Annotated in this window: 10 protein-coding genes; 1 reads left to right on the plus strand and 9 read right to left on the minus strand. The window is 67.3% G+C overall.

What is annotated here, in order from left to right; all coding sequences use genetic code 11:
- Positions 1-197 precede the first annotated feature (197 nt).
- The 9 genes from JUB13_RS30730 to JUB13_RS30770 form a co-directional block, all read right to left on the minus strand.
- Entirely contained in the window at positions 198-2,393 is a 2,196-nt protein-coding gene (locus JUB13_RS30730; protein ID WP_207486080.1) for an amylo-alpha-1,6-glucosidase, read from the minus strand.
- Positions 2,394-2,446: 53 nt separating this feature from the next.
- The gene (locus JUB13_RS30735; RefSeq protein ID WP_207486081.1) at positions 2,447-3,496 is read right to left on the minus strand and encodes a glycosyltransferase family 4 protein; all 1,050 of its coding nucleotides are present in this window, start codon (positions 3,494-3,496) and stop codon (positions 2,447-2,449) included.
- 53 nt (positions 3,497-3,549) lie between these two features.
- Positions 3,550-4,002, minus strand: coding sequence for an NADH dehydrogenase ubiquinone Fe-S protein 4 (locus JUB13_RS30740; RefSeq protein WP_207486082.1), 453 nt, complete (start codon positions 4,000-4,002; stop codon positions 3,550-3,552).
- A gap of 67 nt (positions 4,003-4,069) precedes the next feature.
- The gene (locus JUB13_RS30745) at positions 4,070-4,366 is read right to left on the minus strand and encodes a hypothetical protein (protein WP_207486083.1); all 297 of its coding nucleotides are present in this window, start codon (positions 4,364-4,366) and stop codon (positions 4,070-4,072) included.
- A 43-nt stretch (positions 4,367-4,409) separates the two neighbouring features.
- Positions 4,410-4,733, minus strand: coding sequence for an SPW repeat protein (locus tag JUB13_RS30750; protein ID WP_207486084.1), 324 nt, complete (start codon positions 4,731-4,733; stop codon positions 4,410-4,412).
- A 144-nt stretch (positions 4,734-4,877) separates the two neighbouring features.
- Positions 4,878-5,351: an Hsp20 family protein gene (locus JUB13_RS30755; protein ID WP_207486085.1), complete on the minus strand. Its 474-nt coding sequence runs from the start codon at positions 5,349-5,351 to the stop codon at positions 4,878-4,880.
- Positions 5,352-5,913: 562 nt separating this feature from the next.
- Entirely contained in the window at positions 5,914-6,198 is a 285-nt protein-coding gene (locus JUB13_RS30760) for a hypothetical protein (protein WP_207486086.1), read from the minus strand.
- 236 nt (positions 6,199-6,434) lie between these two features.
- Positions 6,435-7,961 (minus strand): amidohydrolase family protein, encoded by a 1,527-nt coding sequence (locus tag JUB13_RS30765; RefSeq protein ID WP_207486087.1) that lies wholly within the window; start codon positions 7,959-7,961, stop codon positions 6,435-6,437.
- Between the two features lie 288 nt (positions 7,962-8,249).
- Positions 8,250-8,894 carry a hypothetical protein gene (locus tag JUB13_RS30770; RefSeq protein WP_207486088.1) on the minus strand — a complete coding sequence of 215 codons (645 nt, stop codon included), beginning with the start codon at positions 8,892-8,894 and terminating at the stop codon, positions 8,250-8,252.
- 87 nt (positions 8,895-8,981) lie between these two features.
- Here JUB13_RS30770 and JUB13_RS31955 point away from each other — a divergent pair, with 87 nt between their 5' ends.
- Positions 8,982-9,638, plus strand: a complete 657-nt coding sequence (locus tag JUB13_RS31955) for an exonuclease domain-containing protein (protein ID WP_268914446.1) — start codon at positions 8,982-8,984, stop codon at positions 9,636-9,638.
- Positions 9,639-10,259 lie beyond the last annotated feature (621 nt).

The raw sequence follows: 10,259 nt of genomic DNA on the forward strand, positions 1-10,259 counted from the left end.
TTGGAGCAACATGGTCATGAGGTTCGTTCGCCGGACCTTGAGGTCCCGGCGAGGGTAGATCGGATCTATCGGTGATGGATGCGCCCTCCCCGGAGCGGAACGGCTCAGCGGCTCGCAAGGTCGGACGTCCGAAGCACGAGGCCGCCCGCGAGACCATCCATCGCAGTTGATGGGCCGGTTTTCGCATCCTTGCCACCTCAGTTGGTCGTAAGGACGCGAATCTCGCCGTCGCGCCGGAGTACGGAGAGCGCCGCTCCATCACCGTGGCGATGGAGCTGGACATCGACCGAGGCGCCGGCGATCGAGATGCGCCGCAGTGTCACTATGTCGAGCGACGGCGGCAATGTAGGCCGGTCGAAGGTCACGGCGCCGGCTTCGGGGTCGAAGCCGAGGCCGAGGCACGCCTGAAGCACGGCCACTGGCGCCGCCGCGGCCCATGCCTGCGGCGCGCAGGCGACGGGGTAAGGTGTCGGGCTGCCACCGGAGCGCCGCCGGAACCCGCAGAAGAGTTCGGGCAGACGCCGAAGGTCCATGTATGTTGCGGCCCCCAGCAACGCTTCGAGCAACCGGGCGGTCTCCGCGCGCAGGCCGTAGCGCGCGAAGCCGAGTGCGATCAGCGCATTGTCGTGCGGCCAGACCGACCCGTTGTGATAGGACATCGGATTGTAGCGCGCCTCGCCCGAGGCGACGGTCCGGATGCCCCAGCCCGAAAGGAAGTCGCGGCCCATCAGCTGTGCCGCAACCCGTCGCGCCCGGGCCGGTGCGGCGATGCCGGCTAGCAGCGCATGACCGGCGTTGGAGGCGCGCACGCGGCAGGGCTGCTTGTCGCCGTCCAGCGCCAACACGTAGGTCCCCAGATCCTCGTCCCAGAACTGCTCCTCGAAACGGGTCCGCAGTGTGTCGGCCCTGCTATCCTGTGCGACCGCCTCGGCGTGGTCGCCCAGGCGCCGCGCGATCGCCGCCGCGGCCCGGCGCGCCGCGTAGGCGTAGGCCTGGACCTCGCACAGGGCGATCGGACCGCGGGCCAGCGACCCGTCGGCGTGAAAGACGGAATCGTGGCTGTCCTTCCAACCCTGGTTCGCCAGACCGCTTTCTGTCTGCCGGGCGTATTCCAGGAAACCGTCACCGTCCCTGTCCCCGTAGCGGTCCATCCAGTCGAGCGCTGCTTGCACGTGTGGCCACAGCGTGCGTGCGGTCGCCAGGTCGCCGGTCCGTTCCAGATAGGCACCTGCCAGCGTCACGAAGAGCGGTGTCGAATCGATGCTGCCGTAATAGCGGCGGAACGGCACCTCGCCGAGTGCGGCCATCTCGCCACCGCGGGTCTCGTGAAGGATTTTGCCGGGCTCTGCGTCTGCCTCCGGATCCTCTGCCGTGGCCTGGTTGGCCGCGAGGTACCCGAGGACGCCGCGCGCGATCTCGGGATCCATCCACAGCGTCTCGAGCGCCGTGATGATGCCATCCCGGCCAAAGGCGGTGCTGAACCACGGAATTCCGGCATAGGGGTACGGACCCTCGGGCTTGTCGGTCAGCAGCATGTACAGGTCGGAGACCGAGCGCCGGACCACTTCGTTGAAAACCTCGTGCGTGGTTGCGACCGATGCGGCCCGTGACGAGGAGTCCCGCAGCGCGCGCCGCGCATGGGTCATGGACGTCAGGAACGTCCGACGGATCGAGCCTGTGAGGCCGCCCTCGCGGAAGGCCACAGCCAGATGGATTTCCCTGGAACCGCGCGGCGGGAGCCGCAGCTCGAATGTCGCAGTGTCCGCGGTGAGCGTATCGGGCACCGGTTCGAAGCGAAGCTCCGTGACGCGCAGCAGCCCGTCCAGGCCGGTGTAGGCCAGGCGGACGAGATCCGCGCCGACCTCAGGTGCGTGCAACGTGCCCCGCCGCGCCCGCCGAGATCCGCGGACCTCGAACAGATCGGCGAAATCGGCGCCGAACCGGATGGCGAGCCGGATTGCCACAGGATGAGCCGCAAAGTTCCGCACGGACAGGCGTTCGTAGCAGGCGCCGTCCCAGAGGAACTTGGTGCGGAGCAGATGGATCGTGTCGCGCTCGACCGCGAGAGCTCCGTCGCGGAAGATGTCGGGGTTCGTGAGGTCGCAGGTCAGCGCTGCATTGTCGAGCCGCAGGGTCGAGCTCAGCAGCATCGGACGCTCGCCGTCGAGCGACAGCTCGAACAGAGAGAGATGGCGCGTATCCTGATGAAACAGGCCCTCGGGGCTTCCAGGGCCGCTGACGATGTCGCCGTTGTGGTCGAAGACGGCGAAGCTGTCTCCGTGCTTGAGCGTCCGTGGCCTTCGCTCGGCCAGCGAGCTGGTCGCCGGGATGTAGAACTGGGGCGTGCCAACGCCGTGGAAGGCTGCGGCGTTCGGCGTGCCGGTGTCGGGCATGCATGTCTCCCTCAGGTTCTGGGGCCGTCGCCGGACGGCCCCCCGGCGGTTCCTCACACCGCCTGCAAGGCGGGGGCCCGCTGTTTCAGCGCCTCGTAGACCGCCACATAGTCGCGCGCCATCCGGGCTGCCGAGAAGCGCTCCTCGAAGCGCCGACGGATGAGGCGGCGGTCGAACCTCTCGACCCGACGGGCAGCCTCGACCGCCCCGTCCATGTCGTCGACGATGGAACCGGTAACGCCGTCCTCGAGCACTTCCGGCACGGAGCCGCACCGGAACGCGATCACCGGCGTTCCGCAGGACATGGCTTCGATCATCACGAGCCCGAAGGGCTCCGGCCAGTCGATCGGGAACAGCAGTGCCAGGGCATCGCCGAGGAACCGGGCCTTCTGCGTCTCGTTGACCTCGCCCACGAACTCGACGAGCGGATGGGCGAGCAGCGGCTTGATGCTGTTCTCGAAGTAGGCGAGGTCGGCGCGATCGACTTTGGCCGCGATGCGCAGAGGGATGCCGGCGCGCTTGGCAATCTCGATGGCGCGGTCCGGCCGCTTCTCGGGCGAGATCCGGCCGAGGAAAGCCAGGTAGCGCCCGCGGGGCTCCGGACTGAAGGGAAGCAGGTCGGGCGGCAGGCCATGGTGCACCGTTCCCACCCAGTTCACCGGCGGCATCGGGCGGCGCTGGTCGTCGGAGATCGACACCAGCGGGAACTCCGGGAAGCGGCGGTAGAAGGGCTGCAGGTCGGGCAGGTCGAGTCTCCCGTGCAGCGTCGTCACCGTGCGGTCCGCCAGGTGCCGAAACATCGGGAAATGCAGCATGTCGACGTGGAAATGCAGGACGTCAAACTCCGGGGCCCGCCGTCGCAGCTCGTCGAGCATCATAAGGTGATACGGGATTGCATCCTGCACCTGCGGCGTCAGCCGGAGCGCCGTGTCCCAGCAGGCAACGAGCTCGGCCGAGGTCCGTGAGTCCCCGCTCGCGAACAGGGTGACGTCGTGACCCTGGCGCACGAGCTCCTCGGTCAGGTACGAGACGATCCGCTCGGTGCCGCCATAGAGCTTGGGCGGCACGCTTTCGATCAGGGGAGCGATCTGTGCAATCCTCATCGGCAATGATCCCTCTCTGAACTGCAAGGGGCAACCGCACGCGTGGCCGCAGCTCAGGCGGCCACAAGCGTCAGCAAGTCGGGATCCGGGTCCCTGGCCGGCTGGACCGGCGGTTCGGAGAGCCAGGTCGGACGTGGCGCCACCGGCCGCAGCTCGGCTTCGCCCTTTACGGTGACCTCCCAGCCGCGCCGGGCCGCAAAGGCCAAGGCCGCATCGAGCGTGGCGAATTCCAGCCGGATCTGCTTGCGCGTGTCCGCGGACCCCGACCAGCCCATCAGGAAGTCCGGACGTTCCGGCTCCTGGGGGACGAAGTCGAGCACCCACGGCCGGGCGCGGAGACCGCGCTGCAGGGGGCTTCTGCATGGCCGGTAGATCCAGGCATCGCCGGACGTCGCGACATCGGGCCGGCGGGCGGAACGCCGGGTGGCCGAATCCTGGGCAGGAAACGGGATAATTGTGGCTTCATCGGCCGTGGAGGCCAGGCGATCGGACATGAGTTTCGTCATGGTTTGAACTCCTGGTTCGGCGGCTCGGCCCGGTCCGGGGCGCGCGAGCACCCCGGACCTTTTCCTGTCAGCCCTGCGCCTCGCGGACGGTGCCGCTCGCATCGACCAGCAGGCGAACCGTCTGCCCATCCTTCGTGGCCGTGGCCTCGAAGACCTCACCCCTGCGTTCGACCGAGCCCGAGGGGACAAGCCCATTCGCGGCCATATGGGCGTGCAGCAGGTTCAACGCCCGCGTGTAGGCCGGCCCGTCGGGATTGCGGACCCCGGTCGGGGCGGCGGCAGCTGCGGCGGGCCACAACAGCGCGGTGGCCGTCAGGCCGGCAAGCAAGGCATTTCGAAATGCGCTCCTGACCTTTCCGTTCATGACATCCTCCTTCGTTCCAGCAGGCGTGTCGGCCGTCACGGCCTCAAGCGGCCACGTGCGGGGGCTGCCGGGTCATCCAGAGCTCGCATGCGGCGAGCGCCGCGACCACCAAGCCGACCAGGGCGTGGCTCCACGTCGCAGCCGGCACGTCCGCAAAGCCGAGAACCCAGGGCGAGACGATTGCCCATACGCCGAGAACGGCGTTCACCCATTCCTCCCATTCGGCGTAGCTGAACACCGCCGCAGCGGCGATAACGCCCACGACGCTCGCGGTCAGCCAGGCGTTCCAGGATGCTGAGGGATGTCCGGCGAAGCCGAACGCCCATGGTGCGCAGAACAGCACCACGGCTGCGACGAAGTTAAGCACGTCGATGACGGACTCTTTTCTCCTTCAGGATCTCCATTTTGACCTCCATCCTTGAGCGTCATTCTCCCGAGGCTCCAGGCGGCACACGCCGCCCGTTCCGTGGCCGGACCACGGTGGGACCGCACACGGGATCGGATCGCCTCCTTAGGCGGCCTTCCGCTGGGACTGCCTGGCTCGCCGAGCCTTTGCACGCGCCGACGCTGACCCAATCGGGATCCGGCGCGGCCGTATCGTGTCGGGCAGCTCGTGCAGGAGCTCGATGCGCAGCAACCCGCCATCGAGGCTCGCACGTTCGACCCGGACGTGGTCGGCCAGTTCGAAGCGGCGTTCGAAATTGCCAAGCGTAATGCCGCGGTGCAGCACCTCGCTGGCCGTGTCCACGGGCTTGCGACCGCGGACGCGGAGCAGGTTCGGTTCGGTGGAGATCTCGAGGTCGTCGGGACCCAAGCCGGCCACCGCCAGGGTGATGCGGTAGGCGTTCTCGCCCGTCCTCTCGATGTCGTAATGCGGGGGGCCTTCGCTCGGCCTCAGCCGCATCACATCATCGAGGAGACCAGCCAGCCGGTCGAAACCGATGAGGTTTCGGTACAGCGGCGAAGGATCGAGTGCTGATCTCATAGCCACATCCTCCTGCGAGCAACATGGTTACGAGGTGCGGCCTGTCGCAGCCGCGGAAGGCCGGGCCCTTGACGGCTCCCGGCGCGCTTCGAGGTAGTCGGTCTCCGGCGTGGGTCAAGATCCGGGTCCAATCACCACGGTATTAACCCCGAAGGCTGGTTCCCCGGAGCGGCCGTGTGCATGTTGGGTGCCAGCGTGAGCCGATGTCAAAGGCTCCGGGCGAGCCGATCCCTGCGATTTCAACCGGCTGGCCACAGCCAGGCCATCCTTGCATGCGGGCGCGGGTGCGGTGCTCGGGACCAAAAGGCGCGGTCAGCCAGCGCCAGGCTGGCCGCGTGGTGCCCCAAGGGCTGCGGGCACTCGGCGGTGCTGGACTTCGCTTCCTTGGCCGAGAAGCACGGGGCCGAAAAGACGCTCGACGATGTCCGCAGGCTGTTGTTCCGCTCGGCCTGCGGGGCGAAGGGCGCGGATATCAGGATCATCAGCAAGTAGCTGGAGCACGCGGCCGCCGTCGGCCAGCGTGCAGCGGGCAGAGCGAGGTCACAATGCCTGGTGTGCTCCCTCAGCGGCCCATGCCGACGAGGCGGGCGCCCTGGGCGGCCGAGGCCTGATCGCGCGCCACCAGGTTCTGATTCCAGGTGACCATCTCCATGGCGCTGCCGTTCGGCGCCACGATCCTCACCCGCGAGATTGCCGGGCCCTTGGCGATCACTTCGACCCGTTGACCGGGCTTGGTCAGCGTGCACCCGGGTACGCTGCTGAACCGCTTGCCGTCCCTGGCATGTGCGGCCTTGACGACCTCTCTCAGGCCGTCCTCCGTTCGGCATGCCATCATGCCGTCGGTCACATAGACGCCGGCCTCGCGGGAAGGACTCGAACTCCCGGGAGCGCCCCAGACCAGCGCGTTCCCCTCGATGAGAGCATATACGCCAGCCGCCACAACAGCCAAGCCGCCGCCCAGCCAAGAAAGCCATTTCAATCGCGGCATCGTCCCTCTGCTCAGCCATCGGCCACAAGCATGTGGGGGAGCTTGTGGTCATGGTGGGCGAAGTGCACGCTTCGGACTTCAGTGCAGGTCGCGCGTCAGGTGCGGAAAAGGTCAGGGTCGATCTTCGCCGCCTGGAAGAGGTGATCGCGCGAGGCCTCGAGCTCGCGGCGCAGTTTCGGCAGATCCACGTCGAGCAGCCGGCCCTTCCACTTCCGGACCTTGCCGGCGACGATCACGGTGTCGACGTTGCTGCGCTCCATGAGGGTCACCACCGCGCCGGGGACGTGGTTCAGCGGCGCCACGTTGATGGCGCCGGCGTCGAGCAGGACGATGTCCGCCTCCTTGCCGGGCGTGAGCGTTCCGATCTTCCTGTCTAGCCGGAGATGCCGCGCGCCCTCCACCGTGGCGAAGCGGATCACGTCGCGCGACGTGAGCAGCTTCGGCAGGTTCTTTTCCCCCGCGAGCGCGCGCTCGTTCACGAGCGCGCGCTGCAGCGTCATCATCGAGCGCATCTGTGTGAAGAAATCGGCCGTCATCGTGCACTCCACGTCCGTGCTGAGCGACGGCTCGACATTCATCTCCATGGCCTTGAGGATCGGCGGCATGCCGTGCCGCATCGTCATTTCGATTGGCACGGCGATCGAGACGGTGGCGCCCGCATCGGCGATCGCCCGCCAGTGCTCGTCGGACATGAGGGTCATGTGGATGAAGTGGAGGTCGGGGCCGAGGGCCTTCGCCTGGATGCGCTCGTCGACGGCCTTCGGGATCCCGAAGTTCCCGAACACGTGCGCGGCAATGGGAATGCCGAGTTCCCGGCCGATCCGCCATGACGCTTCGTAGCCCGGCAGATAGAGTTCGCCGCCCATCATCATCGTGAGGAGCTGGTCCTCCGACGAGAAGTGCTCCTTCATCACCCGGCGGGCATCGTCCGGATACCTGCTGGCATTGCCGCTCCCCTCGAAGTACCCGAGCACGGCGCGCCTACCCGAATCAGCCAGGCCCTTCACCGCCGCGTCGGTGTGCTCGGGCGAATGGTGGATCTGGGAGACGTCGAGCACGGAGGTGACGCCGGCGTCGAGCTGGCTCAAGGAGCCGAACAGGATGTTGATGTGCACGTCCTGCGGCCGATACGCGGGAGCGAACTTGCCCAGGATGAAGTCGAAGTAGTTGATCGCGCCGTGCGGCTGGCCGTCGTTGAACAGGAGGCCGTCCGCCAGGAAGCTCCGCAAGGCGGTCTCGAACTCGTGATGATGGGTGTCGATGAAGCCCGGCATCACGATCATGCCGCGTGCGTCGACCACCTGCGCATCGCCCGCGTCCACATTGCTGCCGACCGCGGCAATCCTCCGCCCCTCGACGAGCACGTCGGCTTCGGCGAAGTCGCCGACGGCCGGATCCATGCTCAGAACCGCACCACCACGGATCAGGTAGCGGCGGCCGACGGTGCCGGAATCGACGGGCGGCGCTATCGCCTGAGCCGATGCCGGCGGCGCGTCGAGCAGTGCCGGTCCCACGGTAGCCGCAGTGCCGGCCAGCGCCGCGGTCCTGATGAAGTCGCGTCGGGAGAGGGGGCGCGAGCGGGACCGCTCGCCTGGGTGCGCGGAGTCGCAGAGGCTACACATGTCCGTCCATCCTTTCCCAGCCGCACATCCAACGCTCCGCCTGGCCTTTATCGAGGGTGCTCTGGCCTCCGGTCGGCGCGCGACGACGGGCAGATCGACGCTTGCACTCGAATCTATAGAGGGTCAGGCACAGGCGATGCTCATGCGCAGCTCTGATGCCGCCATGCCGAAATTGGGCTCGGCTCTGCACCAGGAGGACACCAGGCGGAGCGAGTAATTGCCACCGAACACCATCGCAATCCGCCTTCAGTGCAGGTCGTGCGCCCGCTGCCGTAGTTGCCGGCCGCGTCAGCTCCAGTCGCCAGGCACGTCCTGGTCGAACTCGCTTCGGCGCGGCCGCCGGCGGCGCTCGGTTCGCGCCTTCAGAGCGCCCTGGGGATCGGCGGCCACGGCGGCCCAGTGATCGCGGGCTGCAACATAGGCGGGGCTGGCTGCGGCGAGGGCCGCCTCGAACGCGCCATAGCGCCAGAGGCGTTGGTCGAGGAGGTGGACCAGGAGCGGGTTCGGCGCGACGTGGCCCTCGATGTCGCGGCCGAGCAGCTCGGCGACGGCTTCGCTCTCGCGCCCAGGCCCGAGCCCGTCGGCGAGGATGCCCAGGGCGACGGCCGCGGACCGGCTGCGGCCCATCTCGCAGTGGATCGCGATCCTTGCGTCGGGCAGGCGCGCCCGGAGGCTCCGTGAGAAGTCCAGAACGGCCAGGGCATGCTCGTCCGCCGGACCCGCCTGGCGGCCGAAGGCGGGCACCCCGATGTCGTCGAAGCGCAGCACCAGCATTGCATTGACCTCGCCGAGCACGGCCTCGGCGATCGCGGTGTCGAGCTCCCGGGTGGGAGATCTGCTCGACGTGCCGCGGACCGAGATCACGGCATCGAAGCCCGCCGCGGCGCCGGCCTCGATCTCCTTGCGCGCGAAGATCCTGACATGCAGTGCCATTCTGTGGTGGTGTGTCCGTCGGTGCAGATCAGCGGATTGGAACATGCCGGTGCTGCCGGTGCCAGCGCCAGGCGACATGGCCGATGGATGCGACAGTGCCGGCGGGGGCGTCGGGGCAGGGAAGGGGTGCGCTGCGGTGAGAGGGGATCTCGAGGCGGCCGCCGCGCTGCTGGCCGCCAGCGACGAGTATGTGGTGTTGCGCCGGTTCGTGCCGCGGCCGCGCTATCACGAGTACGATGGCTGCGCGACGCGTGTCGGCCTGGTCGTCGATACGGAAACGACGGGGCTGGAGGCGGAGATCGTATCATCCAACTCGCCATGGTCGAGTTCCTCGATGGCGTCGAGTGCGGCCGCATCTTCGAGGTGCTCGGAAGCTGGTCCTGGTACGAGGATCCCGGCCGGCCGATTCCGCCCGAGGTGACGAAGCTGACGGGGGTCACGGATGAGAAGGTCCGCGGCCAGCGCATCAACGACGCGGCGGTCGAGGCGATCCTGGCGCGGGCTTCTCTGGTGGTCGCTCACAATGCCGGCTTCGACCGGCCTCGGTTGGAGGAGCGGCTCCCGGCCTTCGAAGGCAAGCCCTGGGCCTGCTCGCATGCGGAGATCGCCTGGTCCGAGGAGGGGGTGGGCTCAACGAAGCTGGACTACCTGGCCTACCGGCTCGGCTTCTTCTATGCCGCGCACCGCGCGCACGGTCAGCATGTCGGCGCTGACGCGGCACAGCGAGAGGCGTTCCTGCTGTAAGAGGCCAAGTCATTGACTTTCAATGAAGCGTAGTAGGAAACCTAAGTCGACGACCTGGTCCCAAGAAAACATTCTCTTGGAGTGCAATTGCATCGAGTGTCAATTCCGAAAATCGACACCATCAAAGTAAGTCAATTGAGCGCGACAATCAGGGCCGACAGTTCGTTGTTTACGGTATGGGCGAATCCTGCAGCTTCCTTAAGCCATCTTTCGGTCTCGTTAATTTGACCATCGGCCCATTTCTGAGTCTCGGATCTCACTCTTTTTAGGGCAATTTCAAGTTCCGAAATGCTTGCGGGGAGGGCGCCGGAGTTCTGGCCGAATGGATGGTATAGAATAGGCAGGGGTCCGGGGACTGCTTGTCCCCGGAAGTGAAGATCATCTGGGATATCCCGCTTCGCGGAGCCTGCATGGTGCCGTGGGCTCCCCGAACTCCCGCCTTATGGAGGCTCAACCCGGACCAGGAGAGACAGCGCCCCAGGAACCTTCGCCTGCAACGACGGCCAGCAGCGGCTCCCTCATCCTGCGCGGAGAGTGCCAGCAATCCGTTACGCCACTTTGGAGCGGGACCTAACGGGCGGACATGCCGGCCCCCGGCTTTCGGTAGACGGCATCCCTTAT

The organism is Arenibaculum pallidiluteum (assembly GCF_017355985.1).
GTDB classification, from domain to species: domain Bacteria; phylum Pseudomonadota; class Alphaproteobacteria; order Azospirillales; family Azospirillaceae; genus Arenibaculum; species Arenibaculum pallidiluteum.

Excerpts from the sequence above, each read along its gene's own strand:
- JUB13_RS30730 (WP_207486080.1), bottom strand. The coding sequence starts at position 2,393 with ATGCCCGACACCGGCACGCCGAACGCCGCAGCCTTCCACGGCGTTGGC.
- JUB13_RS30735 (WP_207486081.1), bottom strand. The coding sequence starts at position 3,496 with ATGAGGATTGCACAGATCGCTCCCCTGATCGAAAGCGTGCCGCCCAAG.
- JUB13_RS30740 (WP_207486082.1), bottom strand. The coding sequence starts at position 4,002 with ATGACGAAACTCATGTCCGATCGCCTGGCCTCCACGGCCGATGAAGCC.
- JUB13_RS30745 (WP_207486083.1), bottom strand. The coding sequence starts at position 4,366 with ATGAACGGAAAGGTCAGGAGCGCATTTCGAAATGCCTTGCTTGCCGGC.
- JUB13_RS30755 (WP_207486085.1), bottom strand. The coding sequence starts at position 5,351 with ATGAGATCAGCACTCGATCCTTCGCCGCTGTACCGAAACCTCATCGGT.
- JUB13_RS30765 (WP_207486087.1), bottom strand. The coding sequence starts at position 7,961 with ATGTGTAGCCTCTGCGACTCCGCGCACCCAGGCGAGCGGTCCCGCTCG.
- JUB13_RS30770 (WP_207486088.1), bottom strand. The coding sequence starts at position 8,894 with ATGGCACTGCATGTCAGGATCTTCGCGCGCAAGGAGATCGAGGCCGGC.
- JUB13_RS31955 (WP_268914446.1), top strand. The coding sequence starts at position 8,982 with ATGCGACAGTGCCGGCGGGGGCGTCGGGGCAGGGAAGGGGTGCGCTGC.